Source organism: Gemmatimonas groenlandica (genome assembly GCF_013004105.1).
Taxonomy (GTDB): Bacteria; Gemmatimonadota; Gemmatimonadetes; order Gemmatimonadales; family Gemmatimonadaceae; genus Gemmatimonas; species Gemmatimonas groenlandica.
This window is the reverse complement of record NZ_CP053085.1, coordinates 1,229,244-1,244,750: the sequence shown is the minus strand read 5'-3', so window position 1 is coordinate 1,244,750 and position 15,507 is coordinate 1,229,244. Positions and strand designations below refer to the sequence as shown.

Genomic DNA, 15,507 nt, shown 5'->3' with positions numbered 1-15,507 from the left:
CTCACTCGGCGCCGAGCTGCAGGCGAGCGAAGCGATCGACCGTGATCGTACCACCGGCACGCTCCGCATGGTCCTTGACCAGCGCCGCGATCGTGATGGCCGGGTCGCGCACCCACGCCTGCGGGAGCAGCGTCACGTCCTTGAGGAACGCTTCGATCTTGCCCGTCGCGATCTTCTCGATCATCGCTTCCGGCTTGCCCGTCTCACGCGCCTGCTCTTCGGCGATCCGCTTTTCGCTCTCGATCTTCTCGGCGGGCACGCCGTTACGATCGACGGCGAGTGGTGCCGAGGCGGCGATGTGCTCGGCAATGAACTTCACCAGCTGCAACGTCGACTCGTGGGCGGCAGCTTCCGGCGTCGAGGCCGTCACCTGCACCAACGTGGCGAGCTTGCCGTTGTGGTGGCGGTACATGCCCACGACGCCATTGGCGCCGGCATCGAAACGCGCGACGTGCTTGACGTTCACGGCTTCACCGGTCTTCGACGACGCGATCTTGACGAACTCGGCCACCGTCTGCGACGAATCCGCCGCGAACGGCTCGGCGAGGAAGCTGTCGACATCGGCGGCGGTGGAGTGCACGCGCTGTGCGACGAGCTTCGCGACGACCTTGCCGAAGTCTTCGTTGCGCGCGACGAAGTCCGTCTCACACGCTACTTCGACGAGCACGCCGGAGCGGCCATCGTTGAAGATCTCACCGCCGATGATGCCTTCGCTCGTGGAGCGGTCGGCACGCTTCTCGGCCTTCGCGATGCCCTTCTTGCGGAGGTACTCGATGGAAGCGTCCATGTCGCCGCCATTCTCTTCGAGCGCTTTCTTGCAATCCATCATGCCGGCGCCGGTGCGCTGGCGGAGTTCCGAAACAGCCTTCGCGGTGATCACCGTGGTCATCTTCGAGCCCTGTATATGCTGAGTGTCAGTATCTGCGATGCGATGCGAGTGCGAACAATTCCGAGCTACTGCGTACGAACGCCGCCGGTGTTGAGCCGGCGGCGTCGCGGTGCTGCAGTGGAAGCCTGATCCGGCGGTCAGGAACCCGACCGAACGTTACTCCTGTCCGGCCGACTCGGCTCCCGCTTCTCCGGCGTCACCAGCGGCTTCCGGGGCGGCGCCTTCAGCGGCCGTTCCCTCGGTGCCCGGCTTCAGGCGTGCCGCGATGGCTTCCGGCTTGGCGCGGCGACGGCGCGGGCGACGACTGTCGCTTCCAGCTCCACCACCCTGTCCACCGCCCTGACCACCACCCTGTCCGCCGCCTTGGCCACCGCGATCTCCACCACGACCGCCACGCTCGCCGCGACCAGCCGGCTCCGTGCCACGATCGCTGGAGAACGTGTAGCTCTCCTGCTCTTCGTCGCTCGGACGCGCGGGCGCCTCACGGCGCGCCTCATCGATCGTATCCGCAATCACCTTCGCGATCAGCTCGACCGACCGGATGGCGTCGTCGTTACCGGCGATCGGCACCGTGATCAGGTCGGGATCGGCGTTGGTGTCCACGATGGCGACGATGGGCACGCCGAGCTTGTTCGCTTCGGAAACGGCAATGCGCTCCTTCTTCGAGTCGATGATGAACAGCAGCCCCGGGAGGCGGTTCATCGTCTTGATACCCGAGAGGTACTTGCCGAGCTTCTCGCGCTGACGCGACATGAGAAGCTGTTCCTTCTTGGTGTAGTTCGCGAGCGTTCCGTCTTCGGTGCCAGCTTCGAGGTCCTTGAGCTTCTTGACCTGCTTCTTCACGGTCTGGAAGTTCGTGAGCATGCCGCCGAGCCAACGCTCGGTGACGAACATGCCGCCACAACGCTCGGCTTCAGCCTTCACGATGGCCGCCAACTGGCGCTTCGTGCAGACAAAGAGCACGTTGTCGCCGCGCAACACGACCTCGCGGACGAGCTTCTGCGCCAGTTCAATCTGGCGGAGCGTCTTCTGCAGGTCGATGATGTGAATGCCGTTGCGCTCGGCGAAAATGAACCGGCGCATCTTGGGGTTCCAACGACGGGTCTGGTGCCCGAAGTGAACGCCCGCGGCGAGCAACTGCTCGAGGGACGGAGTCGTCATCTGAAGAGTACTTGGAGGTTTTGGAATTCGTCCGCTGTCGTCACCGTCGGCTGCGACCGGCTCCTGGAAGGAGCTCGGTACCCGCAGCCGACTCGGACAGCGTGAGAGATACGCAATACGACGCGGCGAACCGCGTGTACTAGCGCTTGGAGAACTGGAAACGCTTACGGGCGCCAGCGCGGCCCGGCTTCTTACGCTCGACTTCACGCGCGTCACGCGTCATGAGGCCGTATTCGCGAAGCTTCTTCTTGTTGTTCTCGTCGATCTTGACGAGCGCACGGGCGATCGCGAGACGCACCGCGCCTGCCTGACCGGCCACACCACCACCGTCAAGGACGGCCTTGATGTCGTACTTGCCGAGCGTATCGGTCAGCGTGAACGGCTGCTGAATCGCGGAGACGAGCGTCGGACGCGGGAAGTACTCGCCGAGCGTACGGCCGTTGACGTCCCACTTGCCCGAACCCGGCGTCATGTACATGCGGCACACCGCACGCTTACGACGTCCGATGGTCTGAATCTGCTCTGACATTACTTGGCCTCGGCGGAGGAGAACGAAAGCGTCTTCGGCACCTGCGCAACATGCGTATGCTCGGCACCCGCGAACACGCGCAACTTGCGGCGCAGTACCTGACGGCCCAGCGCCGTCTTGGGGAGCATGCCGTACACGGCCTTCTCGATCACGCGCTCCGGATGCTTCGCCAACACCGAGGCAAAGGGCGTGTGCTTCTCGTGGCCCATGTAGCCGGTGTGGCTGAAGTAGGTCTTCTGCTCGGCCTTGCGGCCGGTCACCTGTACCTTCGACGCATTGATCACGATGACGAAGTCACCCGTGTCCATGTGTGGCGTGTACATGGGCTTGTGCTTGCCGCGGATGATCTTCGCGACTTCCGACGCGAGACGGCCCAGGACCATTCCTTCCGCGTCGACGATATACCACCGACGGTCGATATCCTTCGGGGTCGCGCTGTAGGTCTTCATGCTAACGTGATCCGTGCGTGATTCGGAGACGCCACCAGAGGCGCTCAGAAAGAGATAAAGGAACTACGAAGGGAAAACAGGCACTGCTTGCAGCTGAATCGCCCGGAAAACGGGACAGACCCGTAGGTTACTCAGCATTGAAGTCTGTGTCAATCCGAGGGTTGAGGGTCTTTCCGGTGGACGGCTTCGAAATCTTAATACCCGAGATCGCTTGCCGGTCGGGTAGTCAGTCAGCCAGACTGATCCCTGCGGGCGACGAAGCCCCCGATCCCCCCTCAAGGAGCTGGTATGTCGATGACGTCGGAGTTCAAGGAATTCGCCATGAAGGGCAGCGTGATGGACCTGGCGATCGGTGTCGTCATCGGCGGCGCTTTCCAGAAGATCGTCGACAGCCTGGTCAACGACATCATCATGCCGATCGTCGGTCTGGCCACCGGCGGCGTGGACTTCTCCAACCGCTTCCTGGCGCTGCAGGGCGGCCCGTTCACGACTCTCGAAGAGGCTAAGAAGGCGGGCGTCGCCACCCTGAACTATGGCCTCTTCATCAACCAGATCCTGACGTTCCTGATCGTCGCCTTCACGTTGTTCATGGTGATCAAGGGCGTGAACCGGATGCGCCGGAACACGCCCCCCGCCAAGGTCTGATCGCCGATCAGGGCCGATTCCCGCCACCGCTCACTCCGACGGGAGCGGCCCCAGTTCCACCAGCAGCGCGCCCTTGTCGACGGCCTGTCCCGGAACCGCCAGCACCGCCGTGACCACCCCGGCCACCGACGCCCGCAGCTCGTTCTCCATTTTCATGGCCTCCACCACCACGAGCCCCTGCCCCGCGCTCACGGTGTCGCCGACGGCCACCGACACACGCACCACGAGCCCCGGCATCGGCGCCATCAAGGGCGCCGGCCCGCTGGCCTCGGCCGCCGCCGCGGTCAGATCGCGGATGGCCCGCATCCGCTCGTCCAGCGCCTCCGCCTCCACGCGCTGACCATCCAAATCGAGCGTCCAGCGCCCCCGCGACAATCCACGTCGCGCGACCAGACGATGGACCTGTTCCCCAATGCGCAGCAGGCGCACCGGCGTCCCCTCGACCGCAGCAAGCGAGGCGGCGACACGCTCGCCGTCGACTTCGGCATACGCACCATCGAGATCCACGATCACGCGCTCGCCGTTCACATCCACGATGTACTTCATACCGTCGTCTCCGGGCGCAGGACGCACACCGTCTCTACGTGCGCGGTCTGCGGGAACATGTCGAAACAGCGCACCGCGTCGATGCGCCACCCCGGCACGCGCGCGAGATCCCGCGCGAGCGTCGCCGGATCACAACTCACATACACAATGCCGCGCACGCCGCGGCTGGCCGCCTGCTCGAGCAACGCCGTCACACCCACCGCCACACCAGCACGCGGCGGATTGAGCACGACCACGTCGGCGGGCAGTGCCGCCGGCAGCGCCGATTCCACGAGCGCCGTGATCACCTTCACGCGATCCGCCAGCCCTGCTTCATCTACGCGCCGCCGTGTGGCGGCCGTGCCCGACGCATCGGCTTCGATCGACACCACCTGCGCCCCATCACGGGCAAAGCGCTCCGTCAGCTCACCGCTGCCGGCATAGGCATCGACCACGCGTTGCGGAGCGAACGCGCGCACCGACGCGAACACGAAATCGCGCAGCGCCGTGGCCACCGTGGGGTTCACCTGCGCGAACGCGAGCGCTTCGCGAGCGTCCGGTTCGTAGCGTCCAGCCTCCGCGGCCTCGTCGAGTGTCGCGTTGCCGGCCGACATGTCCGCCTCGAGCTGCAGCGCGGCGCCCATCACCGCGGCATCCGTCGCCACGTCTCCCGCCAGCCCAACCGGGTCGCCGCCACGCGGCAACCACCACACCGCCCGGACCGGCGCCGACGCACGCAGCAACGCCGCGGCCCACTCGGCGGCGCCGCTCCACGCTTCTCCACCCTGCACCACGACAGCGACGGTCTCCTGTCCTGCCTCGGCCGACAACAGACGAAATGACACGCGAAGGAAGCGATCCGTCGGCATCCCGTGCAGTCGTTCACGCATGTCGCGCCAACATTGCACGAGCACCGGATTCGCGATCGGGCACTCCTCGAGATTGAAGACGCGCGCCGCATCATCGTGCGGATGCAGTCCACCGGTCCAGCCTCGACCGCGCGGCAACAACATCAGCGTCAATCGTCCTCGATAGCCCCAGGATTCACCGGTGACCAGCTCGGGCAGTTCGATCGTCCGCTTCCCAATGCGAGAGAGCGCATCCTGTACGATGTGGCGACGCGCATCGCGCTGCGCGTCGTCATCAACGTGCTGCAACTGGCAGCCCCCACACCGGTCACGCTCATAATGCGCACAGCGGGCATCGACGCGATGGGCCGATGGCGTCACGATCTGCAGTACCCGACCACGACCATGTCGCGCGTGGGCGACATAGGCCACTTGCGCCACATCACCCGGCGCCGTACGCGGCACGAAGCACGCCAAGCCGTTCGCGCGGCCGACGCCGTCGCCCCCCTTGGCGATCCGGTCGATCGTCATGGTGGCGATCTGCTCGACCGCCGGTGCCGCGGACGCGCGGCGCATACGTCGATTCTTCTTCACAAGGACCGCAGCGACTCACGCCGGGCAACATCGCGCCACGACGGACCGTGCGCCGAACGACTTGCCTCGTGGCCGACGGTCGAGCCATCGCTCATCACGGCCGCCGTCGCCGTGCCGCTGCCGGCGCGACGCTCTTCGTGCGCGACCAGGGCCGCCGCGATTGCCGCGAGTCGGATCGATTCCCGATCCGTTGCCGGCGCCGTCAACGCGGGCAGGTTCTGTTCGAGCCACTGTATGGTGATATCGCCACGCTGGAAATCCGGATGATCCATCACCCGAAGATGAAAGCTGCGTGAGGTCTCGATACCGTCGATGGTGAGTTCACGCAACGCGCGGCGCATGCGCGAGATCGCCAGGTCGCGCGTCGGCGCGTGCACGATCAGCTTCGCCAGCATCGGATCGTAGTGGAGGCCGACCTCGCTGCCCGACTCGATGCCGCCGTCCCATCGCACCCCGGGACCCGTCGGCAGATGCAGATACTCGATACGGCCCGTGCTCGGCAGGAAGCCGTTCGACGGATCCTCACTCGTGATCCGACATTCCATGGCCCAACCGCGCGGCGCAAAATCTTTCTGCGCGAACGGCAGCGCTTCGCCGGCGGCCACGCGAATCTGCCACTGCACCAGGTCGAGTCCCATCACAAGCTCCGTGACGGGATGCTCGACCTGAATGCGCGTGTTCATCTCGAGGAAGTAGTACTGCCCATCCTTGTCGAGCAGAAACTCGCACGTGCCGGCATTCACGTAGCCGGCCGCGCGCGCCGCCGCCACGGCCGTCGCCCCCATCCGCGCGCGCAGTTCCGGCGACACGGCAACGCTGGGGGCCTCTTCGATCATCTTTTGGTGACGACGCTGCACCGAGCATTCCCGCTCACCGAGATGAAGGACGTTGCCGTGCGTGTCCGCAAGCACCTGAATCTCGACGTGGCGCGGGCCTTCGATGTACTTCTCGATGTACACCGCATCGTCACCGAATGCGTTCTGCGCCTCGCGCTTGGCGGACGCGAGCGCGTCGGCCAGTTCGGAAGCCGCGCGCACAATGCGCATGCCTTTACCACCCCCACCAGCGGCCGCCTTGAGCAGCACCGGGAATCCGAATGTCTCGGCAATGGCGATGGCTTCGTCGGCGTCGCGTACGCTCTCGGTGGTACCCGGCACGACCGGCACGCCGGCCGATATCGCCAGCTGACGGGCTGCCGTCTTCGATCCCATGGCATCGATCGCTTCGGCCGGTGGTCCGATGAACACGAGACCGGCGTCGCGCACGGCGCGCGCAAACCACGCGCGCTCGGAGAGAAACCCGTATCCCGGGTGAATCGCCTGTGCGCCCGTGCGGAGCGCGACCTCGATGAGTCGTTCACCGACCAGATAGCTCTGACTCGAGGGCGGCGGACCGACCAGCACCGCCTCATCGGCCTCGCGCACGTGCGGCGCACGGGCATCGGCTTCGGAGTACACCGCGACCGTCTTCACGCCGAGTTCCTGACAGGCGCGGATTACGCGCAGCGCAATCTCTCCCCGATTGGCCACCAGCACTTTGCTGAACATCGGCGGCCTCACAGGGGAAGGTTTCCGTGCTTCTTCGGCGGATTGCGATCTCGCTTGCCGCGCAGCGCGTCGAGCGCGTCGATCAGCCGTGGACGCGTGTCGCGCGGATCGATGACATCATCCACATAGCCGCGCGCCGCCGCGTTGTACGGGTTCGCGAACTTCTCCGTGTACTCGGCAACGCGCGCGTCCATCGCCGCCTGCGGATCGCTCGCTTCAGCGATTTCCTTCTTATAAAGAATTTCCACGGCGCCCTTGGGGCCCATCACGGCAATTTCCGCCGTCGGCCAGGCCACGTTGTAATCGCCGCGGATGTGCTTCGAACTCATGACGTCATACGCGCCACCGTAGGCCTTGCGCGTAATCACCGTGAGCTTTGGCACCGTCGCTTCGCAGTACGCGTACAGCAGTTTGGCGCCGTGCTTGATGATGCCGCCGTGCTCCTGCGTCACTCCGGGCAGGAACCCGGGAACGTCTTCGAAGGTCACGAGCGGAATATTGAAGCAATCGCAGAAGCGGACGAAACGCGCGGCCTTCATCGACGCGTTGATGTCGAGCACACCGGCCAGCACGGCCGGCTGGTTCGCCACGATCCCGACGCTGTAGCCGCCCAGATGCGCAAAGCCCACGAGAATATTGCCGGCGTAGTCCGGCTGCACCTCGTAGAACTCGCCGTCGTCCACGATGCGGCCGATGACCTCGTGCATGTCGTACGGCTTGTTCGGATTGTCCGGGATCACGTCGAGCAGCGATTCCTCGCGTCGATCGCGGGGATCGCGTCCGGATCCACGTGGCGGGTCGTCCACGTTGTTCGACGGCACGAAGCGGAATAACTCGCGGATCTGCTGCAGACACGCCAACTCGGAATCGCAGGCGAAGTGGGCGACACCGCTGGTGCCGGCGTGCGTGTCGGCGCCGCCGAGTTGCTCCATGGTCACATCTTCGTGCGTCACCGTCTTCACGACATTCGGTCCCGTCACGAACATGTAGCTCGTACCGCGCACCATGTAGATGAAATCGGTGATCGCCGGCGAGTACACGGCACCGCCGGCACACGGTCCGAGGATCGCCGAGATCTGCGGCACGACCCCCGACGCCATCGTGTTGCGCAAGAAGATGTCGGCATATCCGCCGAGCGATACCACACCTTCCTGGATCCGCGCACCACCCGAATCATTCAGTCCAATGACTGGGGCGCCGTTGCGTACCGCCAAATCCATGATCTTGCAGATCTTGGCGGCGTGCGCTTCGGAGAGCGATCCGCCGAACACCGTGAAGTCCTGCGAGAAGACGTAGACGATCCGGCCTTCGATCCGCCCGTGACCGGCCACGACGCCGTCACCGTAAATCGGCGCTTCGCCTTCGGCGAGCGAACGGGACGTGACGAATCGGTCGATCTCGACGAAGGATCCTTCATCGAGGAGGACATCGAGGCGCTCACGGGCGGAGAGCTTGCCCTTGGCGTGTTGAGCGGCGAGGCGGGCGGCGCCACCTCCCTGCTCGGAGGCATCGCGGGCACTGGCCAACCGCTCGAGCTTCTGGCGCATGGTCGAGGACTGTGACATGGCGCGGGAAGCTAGCGCGTAACCGCAGAAAAACGAGGAGCCGATCCCCGCAGGGGATCGGCTCCTCGACCGTCAGGGATGGAACGTTACGGCTTGTAGATGATCGGAAGGACGACCTTGGTCTTCACGGCGGCGCCGTTCAGCTTGCCCGGCTGAAAGTCGAGCTTGGCGACGACCTTCTTCGCAGCTTCGCCCAGCGCGGTCTGCGTCGCGTCGACCACTTCGACGCTGCCCGCTTCAACCTTGCCCTTGCTGTCGACGACAAACTGGAGCTCGACCATGCCGCCGACGCCGCGGCTCTTCAGGTCGGCCGGGTACGACTCCGAGATCAGACGGGCCGCCTGAACGGACGACGCGAGTTTCGGCGGATTGGTGACTTCAGCAATCGGGTACACCTTGTCGTCCTGAGCCGCCGCAGTACGGGCGAACGGACCGGCGAACAGGAGCGTCGCAATTGCAGGGATCAGGGAACGGCGAAGGGTCAGCGACATAGGAGCGATTCTCGGGTGCGAGATGATGGGCATTCATGGTGCTATCGGCCCCGTCATCGGGGTGATGAGCCATTGCCTCCTGGCCACGCGTGGCGCGCGGCCGGGATCGACACACCCCTTCTATCGGTCCATGGTCTCTGACTCTGAAGTGTTCCTCACTATTTCCGACAGCTCCGTCACACCCACGGCCCTCGCGCCTCGGGCCGGTCCGAGGATATGCTTCCGATGGCCGTTTCGTGACGAGTCGTGTGTGACGGGCTTCACCTTCTTGACGTCCTTGAACAGTATTCGTACGTAGGTGTCGCACCGAGTCATTCAGCTGAGTTTGCTGGAACGCGGTTTGCACTGATATGGTGTCATTGAAGCCTTCCCTTGCCGACGCTCCCACACCCGCCATGGCCGATTTCCTCGATCTTCACGACGACCCCTCTGTCCGCCGCGTGCTGTACCTCGGCGCAATCCTCTTGGTCGCCGTCCCCTTTCTGCAGGCGGGGTCGCAGCTGTGGCCGCTCCAGCTGAGTAACATCCAGTGGCGCTTCGGCGCCGCGAATGCGCTCTCCAGTGTGCTCCTGCTCCCGTACCTCGGCATGTCGCTGCTGGTCCTCATGTCGCGTGCGCTCGACAGTCGGGCATTGGCCCGGACGGTAGGCGTCATCTCCGCCCTGTTTACGCTCGGCCTGCTCGGCTCACTGGCGCTCTTCGCGCTCGACGCCCTGCAGCTCAAGAAGATCGTGAACTCGGCGATGATGAACACCTTCAATACGACGTCGGTTCGTGTCGGTTTGGTGACCACGCTCTTCCTCGTGGCCTTCGCTCTGATGGCGCTCGCGTGCTTCAAGACGCCGCGAACCAGCAAGGCCGCACCAGCCAAGAAGGGCGAGAAGCAGGCGGAAGAAGGCCTCGGCCTGATCGTAGGCCGGTAACGACTGCGCGGGGCGCCTAGCGCCTCCTGTTGCTCGTCCGATGGTATGAGAAGCCCCCGGTGCTCTGCACCGGGGGCTTCGTCGTTTGTGGCCCTGCGTGGTCGTGCGGGGCTCCGGTGGCCGACCGAGCGGGCGTACGGGCGAAGCTGTCACAACCTCGGCAAGCGGCGCGAGATCGCCGTCGCACCGGTCGGGCGAATCCGGTCGCTGAAGGGCCCACGGCGCGGCGCGCAGCTGACAACTGTCGCGCAGCACGGAAGATCATGAAGTGTAGTTCATGTGCAACAGATGAATGCGACAGTTATGGCGCACTCGACGGTGCTATAGGGACGAAACGCGACATATCGGCGAAAATAAGCCGCTTTTCGTTTGTTACGTGATCTTCATCACTGGCATGAAGGCTGCCTCATGTGATGGAAGAAGCAAATCCTTCCTTCACTCCCCAGCGCGCAGCGCAACGTGACTATGAAAAAGATTTCGATGGCAGTCGGTGCGGCGATCGCGCTGGCGAGTGTTACGGCTCCGGCACAGGCGCAAATTACAGCTGTAAACGGCATCAATGCCTGTTTCTCCGGTCAAACAGCAGGAAGCGTAGCTGGGTGCAATTCAAACTCGACGTCGTGGACCATTCCAAACGACAAGTTCATGTTTGATCGCGCACCAGACATTCTGGGACAGGGAGGAAACCAGAAAGCGATCTCGTTCATCGGCAACAATTCCAACGTGTTCAGCCTTGGCTGGTTCCGCCTCGATAATGGGTCGGACGCGACAACGTCGGCAAATCAGACGGCAAAGTTGACGTTTGATCTCTACCTGAACAACAGCGCCGCCGTCGGCGTCTCGTACAACGCGTTGACGGTGAATTGGCTGTACCAAGGAAATCTCGACGAGCGGTACAAGTTCACCGGCGCCGGTTGGTCGAACGCCTTCACAGTCGGTACTGAGCAGTTCGAGTTCGCCGTCGTCGGTTACGATTGGCCGCACCCCGGTAGCTCGTCGGAGTATTGCTCGAGCTACGACGCTGTTCCGACTGCAGCGAGCGCGAACGGCAACACGGGTTCTTACAAAGACGCGACCAGCGGTGCCATCGGCGGAAAGCTCTGCGGCCAGTTCCGCAAAGTTTCGTCCCCGAACATCCAGACCGTCCCCGAGCCGTCCACCTACGCGCTCATGGGCGCTGGCCTCCTCGGCATCTTCGGATTCGCACGTCGTCGCAACCGTAACGCGTAACACTACGAGCTGAGCGAAGTCGTGCAAAAAACCCCGCCGAAAGGCGGGGTTTTCTGCATCCCGCACCGTCGATCTCCCGCATACACAAAGGCCCCGGCATCTCTGCCGGGGCCTTTGTCGTTCTACTCACCGCGTGCGGCTTACAGTCCGATCTCGTCTTCGGAGCTATGCACCTTGCTCGGCTCGGCCGGCTTGGGCGGCTGCTCTTCCGGGACTGACGTCACGGCGAGCACGATACGGCGATGGATGGGATCCACCTCCAACACGCGCATCACCAGGTTCATCGTTTCCCACGCGAAGTCGGCCGGGTTCGTGACCGTGCCTTCGGGGTTGAGCTGGCTCACCGGAACGAAACCTTCGATGTCGTTGCCGAGATCGACGACCACGCCCTTGTCCATCAGGCGGACAACCTTGCCCGGAAGCTCGGTGCCGACCGGATACGTCTCACCGATGCGAAGCCACGGATCTTCCTCGGCCTGCTTGAGGCCAAGCGAGATGCGCTTGTTTTCGCTGTCGATGTTGAGGATCACCACGTCTACCGCGTCGCCCTTCTTCACGACTTCCGACGGATGCTGGACGCGCTTGGTCCAGGACATATCGGAGATGTGAATGAGGCCGTCGATGCCCGGCTCGATTTCGACGAACGCGCCGAACGAGGTCAGGTTGCGGACCTTGCCGTTGATGCGCGTGCCGACCGGGTACTTGAGCGGCAGAATCACCCACGGATCCTGCTCGGTCTGCTTCATACCCAGCGAAATCTTCTCTTCGGTCTCGTCGACCTTGAGCACCACCGCCTCGATCGCTTCGCCGATCGACACGATCTTCGACGGGTGGCGAACGTTGCGCGTCCAGCTCATTTCGGAGATATGGACGAGGCCTTCGATGCCCGGCTCGAGCTCGATGAACGCGCCGTAGTTCGTGATCGACACGACCTTGCCGTTCACGCGAGTGCCGACCGGGTACTTGGCCGCCACGTCCTTCCACGGGTAGCTCTGGAGCTGCTTGAGGCCGAGCGAAATGCGCTCGCGCTCCCAATCGATATCCAGGACCTTGATCTCGAGCTCCATGCCGATCTGAACCATCTCGCTCGGATGCGAGATACGGCCCCACGACATGTCGGTGATATGCAGCAGGCCGTCCACGCCACCGAGATCGATGAATGCACCGAAGTCCGTGATGTTTTTGACGACGCCCTTCCGCACCTGATCCTTCGAGAGTTCCTTCATGAGCTTTTCGCGCTTGCCGGCGCGTTCCTGCTCGAGGATCACACGACGCGACACCACGATGTTGCGGCGACGCTTGTTGAGCTTGATGATCTTGAACTCGTACTTGTGACCGAGCAGTTCGTCGATGTTCGGCACACGACGGAGCGCGATCTGCGAACCCGGCAGGAACGCATCGACGCCCATGAGGTCGACGACCACGCCGCCCTTGATCTTCTTGACGAGCGTGCCTTCAACCGGCATGTCGCTTTCGTAGGCCACGCGGATGCGCTCCCACACGCGCATGAAGTCGGCCTTCTTCTTGGACAGGACGACAGAGCCTTCCTGGTCCTCGAGGTGCTCGAGGAGCACTTCGACTTCGTCGCCGACCTTGAGGTCGGGCATGTCCTTGAACTCTTCGAGCGGGATCGTCCCTTCGGACTTGAAGCCGATATCCAGGACGACCAGGTTCTCGCGAATCTCAAGAACGTGCGCCTTGACAATCTCACCTTCTTCGATCGACGCCAGCGTGCCGTTGTACAGCTCCAGCATCCGCTCATACTCGTCGGACGAGAACTCGTCTTCTTCGTAGAGTTCCGGGCGACGGTTCGCAAGCGGGCGAAGCTGGCTCTTCTGCAGGTCGCGCTTTTCGCGCGCCGTGAGCTTGTTGTGCGCCGGCTCCGCGTCGAGCTCGTCCATGTCCGCGTTGAGGGCGGCGTTCAGCTCGGCGGCGAGCTCAGGGCTCAGTTCAGTGCTCATACTTGTGGGTATCTCCGAATCGCGGAACTGCACTCGCCGCGCCGAGATGAGGGTGGAACGGATTAACAGCGGGAACCCAGAAACGTAGAGGGATCAAGCCCCCGCGGCAATGGGGGTCCTTATCCGTCTCACCGCGACCGCGAGCTCAGTGCCCGCGGATCCGGTCCCGCGTGGCCTTGGCCAGCGCCACGATCCGCTCCACCTGCTCTTCCTGCGTCACCGTCGTGGTGTCGATCGTGATGGCATCCCGCGCGGGGGCGCTCTGGGCGGCGTCGAGGGCGTCACGGGCCACCAACGCCTCGGTTTCCTCGGCGATCTCCGCGTCGTTCGGCCGACGGCCAAGCCGCTGGATCAGCCGGCGTCGCGCGCGCTCCCAGGGATCGGCGACCAGAAACACCTTGAGCGCCGCGGTTGGGAACACGGCCGTCCCGATATCCCGACCATCGACGACGACATCCGTAGCCGCACCGGCCGCCCGGACCTGATCGTTGACCCAGTGACGAACGGCCGCCATCTGCGCGACGCGTGACACCTGCCGGGTGACTGGCGCGTCACGCATCGCTTCGTCATGCTCGGCGCCGTCGACCAAGGGCAGCACCGAGCGCTCGGTCAGGCGCCAGGTGATCCGGTGGGCCTCTGCCAGCACCGCTTGCGACGTCCACAGCTCCGGGGCAACGCCGGTGCCGAGCGCCAGAAGGGTGATCGCACGGTAAAAGGCCCCGGAATCGACGTGGTGCACGTTCAGAAGCTGAGCGACCCACTGGGCCGTCGAACTCTTGCCGCTGGCTGCGGGCCCGTCGATAGCGATGACCAACGGCTTCGGGCCGTTAGCGATGGCCGGGGCGTTAGCGGAGCTCTGAGTGGCCGGACCAACGGCCTGCGCGAGATCACGCCAAAAAGCGGGATATGACACCGACACACAACCCGGATCGTCGATCGTGATGCGATTTCCCGGGAGCGCGCCGAGAATGCCGAAGGCCATGGCCAGCCGGTGATCGCCATGCGTGACGACGTGCCCGGACAACGACGCGTTCGACCCGATGATGCGCATACCGTCGGGGAGCTCCTCGGCGTCCACGCCAAGTCGCCGCAAGTTCTCAACGACCGCACGAATGCGATCACTCTCCTTCACACGCAGCTCACCGGCGTCGGTAATGCGCGTTTCACCCACGGCCCGCGCCGCGACGCAGGCGATCATCGGCAACTCGTCGATACAGCGCGGAATCTCCGCACCGCCGATCGACGTCGCCTGCAGGGACGCCGGAAAGACCACGAGCGTCCCGATCACTTCGCCACCGATCGTGCGTTCATCCTCCACGTCGATGCGCACGCCCATGCGCCGCAGGACGTCGAAGGCGCCGGTGCGAGTCGGGTTGAGGCACACATTCTCGAGGCGTATCTCGCCCTCGTCGGCCAGCGCAGCCAGCGCGACAAAGAACGTCGCCGACGACGGATCGGACGGGACCACGACATCGACCGCATTGAGTGTCTGCGCCGGAGGGAGGAGCACACCGTCGTCGGACACGGTCAGCTGCACGCCACGCGCGATCAGCATGCGTTCGGTGTGATCACGCGAGCGCTGCGGCTCCTGCACCGTAACGCCCGACCCCGACGCCAGTCCGGCAAGCATCAATGCCCCTTTTACTTGCGCGCTCGCATGCGTGTTTACGAAGGTGATCGCCGAAAGCGGCATGCCATGCACGCGCATCGGTAGTCCATCGTGTCCGGTCGCGCCTTCGAAGTCGATGCGCGCGCCCATCTGCGTAAGCGGAGCGGCGATCCGGCGCATCGGACGACGAGAGAGGCTTGCGTCCCCCTCGAAGCGGGCCGCGCGACCGGCGAGACCGGCCACGAGTCCGGCGATCAAACGCGTCGTGGTACCGCTATTGCCGCAGTCGAGCGGCGACACAGGTGAATGCAGCGACGCAACACCGCGTCCGTTCACCACGAAGTCGTCGCTGAGGGCCGGGATGTCAGCCCCCATGGCGCGGAGCGCACCCGCCGTGGCGTGCACGTCGGCCGACGCGAGGATGTCACGAATGCGCGTGGGGCCGCTCGCCATGGCGGCAAAGATCAGCGACCGATGACTGATCGACTTATCACCTGGCGCGCGGATGACACCGCGCACCGCCAACGGCGAGCGGGCCATG

At 64.2% G+C, this 15,507-nt stretch carries 13 protein-coding genes and 1 pseudogene; 3 read left to right on the top strand and 11 right to left on the bottom strand.

From position 1 onward, the window contains the following. Nucleotide 1 precedes the first annotated feature (1 nt). The 4 genes from tsf to rplM all read right to left on the bottom strand — a co-directional run bounded on the left by tsf (nucleotide 2) and on the right by rplM (nucleotide 3,028). On the bottom strand, nucleotides 2-889 hold the full coding sequence (tsf, locus tag HKW67_RS05160; RefSeq protein WP_171224370.1) for a translation elongation factor Ts: 888 nt from the start codon (nucleotides 887-889) through the stop codon (nucleotides 2-4). 156 nt (nucleotides 890-1,045) lie between these two features. Beyond that, a complete protein-coding gene (gene rpsB, locus HKW67_RS05155) occupies nucleotides 1,046-2,050 on the bottom strand; it encodes a 30S ribosomal protein S2 (RefSeq protein WP_171224369.1) in 1,005 nt (334 codons plus the stop codon). Nucleotides 2,051-2,189: 139 nt separating this feature from the next. Further along, nucleotides 2,190-2,579, bottom strand: a complete 390-nt coding sequence (gene rpsI, locus HKW67_RS05150; RefSeq protein WP_171224368.1) for a 30S ribosomal protein S9 — start codon at nucleotides 2,577-2,579, stop codon at nucleotides 2,190-2,192. Continuing rightward, the gene (gene rplM, locus HKW67_RS05145; RefSeq protein WP_171224367.1) at nucleotides 2,579-3,028 is read right to left on the bottom strand and encodes a 50S ribosomal protein L13; all 450 of its coding nucleotides are present in this window, start codon (nucleotides 3,026-3,028) and stop codon (nucleotides 2,579-2,581) included. Before rplM ends, rpsI begins: the two co-directional genes overlap by 1 nt. 294 nt (nucleotides 3,029-3,322) lie before the next feature. Here rplM and mscL point away from each other — a divergent pair. Next, nucleotides 3,323-3,649, top strand: a pseudogene (gene mscL / locus HKW67_RS05140) (large conductance mechanosensitive channel protein MscL); the annotation flags it as partial. Between the two features lie 54 nt (nucleotides 3,650-3,703). On the opposite strand, the gene HKW67_RS22595 reads toward mscL, so the two are convergent. The 5 genes from HKW67_RS22595 to HKW67_RS05115 form a co-directional block, all read right to left on the bottom strand. Continuing rightward, entirely contained in the window at nucleotides 3,704-4,219 is a 516-nt protein-coding gene (locus tag HKW67_RS22595) for an acyl-CoA carboxylase biotin carboxyl carrier protein subunit (RefSeq protein WP_171224366.1), read from the bottom strand. Further along, a complete protein-coding gene (locus tag HKW67_RS05130; RefSeq protein WP_171224365.1) occupies nucleotides 4,216-5,622 on the bottom strand; it encodes a class I SAM-dependent RNA methyltransferase in 1,407 nt (468 codons plus the stop codon). The genes HKW67_RS22595 and HKW67_RS05130 overlap by 4 nt, the downstream gene beginning before the upstream one ends. A gap of 14 nt (nucleotides 5,623-5,636) precedes the next feature. Then, nucleotides 5,637-7,187: an acetyl-CoA carboxylase biotin carboxylase subunit gene (gene accC / locus HKW67_RS05125; protein ID WP_230981123.1), complete on the bottom strand. Its 1,551-nt coding sequence runs from the start codon at nucleotides 7,185-7,187 to the stop codon at nucleotides 5,637-5,639. Nucleotides 7,188-7,195: 8 nt separating this feature from the next. After that, a complete protein-coding gene (locus tag HKW67_RS05120; protein WP_171227553.1) occupies nucleotides 7,196-8,734 on the bottom strand; it encodes an acyl-CoA carboxylase subunit beta in 1,539 nt (512 codons plus the stop codon). Between the two features lie 104 nt (nucleotides 8,735-8,838). Next, nucleotides 8,839-9,243: an energy transducer TonB gene (locus HKW67_RS05115; protein ID WP_171224364.1), complete on the bottom strand. Its 405-nt coding sequence runs from the start codon at nucleotides 9,241-9,243 to the stop codon at nucleotides 8,839-8,841. Nucleotides 9,244-9,602: 359 nt separating this feature from the next. Here HKW67_RS05115 and HKW67_RS05110 point away from each other — a divergent pair, with 359 nt between their 5' ends. Then, the gene (locus HKW67_RS05110) at nucleotides 9,603-10,166 is read left to right on the top strand and encodes a hypothetical protein (RefSeq protein WP_206044608.1); all 564 of its coding nucleotides are present in this window, start codon (nucleotides 9,603-9,605) and stop codon (nucleotides 10,164-10,166) included. A 645-nt stretch (nucleotides 10,167-10,811) separates the two neighbouring features. Further along, complete coding sequence (locus HKW67_RS05105) at nucleotides 10,812-11,396, top strand: PEP-CTERM sorting domain-containing protein (protein ID WP_206044607.1); 585 nt, start codon at nucleotides 10,812-10,814, stop codon at nucleotides 11,394-11,396. A 140-nt stretch (nucleotides 11,397-11,536) separates the two neighbouring features. On the opposite strand, the gene HKW67_RS05100 is transcribed toward HKW67_RS05105, so the two are convergent. Then, nucleotides 11,537-13,357 carry a 30S ribosomal protein S1 gene (locus HKW67_RS05100; RefSeq protein WP_230981121.1) on the bottom strand — a complete coding sequence of 607 codons (1,821 nt, stop codon included), beginning with the start codon at nucleotides 13,355-13,357 and terminating at the stop codon, nucleotides 11,537-11,539. A gap of 145 nt (nucleotides 13,358-13,502) precedes the next feature. Then, nucleotides 13,503-15,506 (bottom strand): 3-phosphoshikimate 1-carboxyvinyltransferase, encoded by a 2,004-nt coding sequence (gene aroA / locus HKW67_RS05095; protein ID WP_171224361.1) that lies wholly within the window; start codon nucleotides 15,504-15,506, stop codon nucleotides 13,503-13,505. Between the last annotated feature and the right edge of the window lies 1 nt (nucleotide 15,507).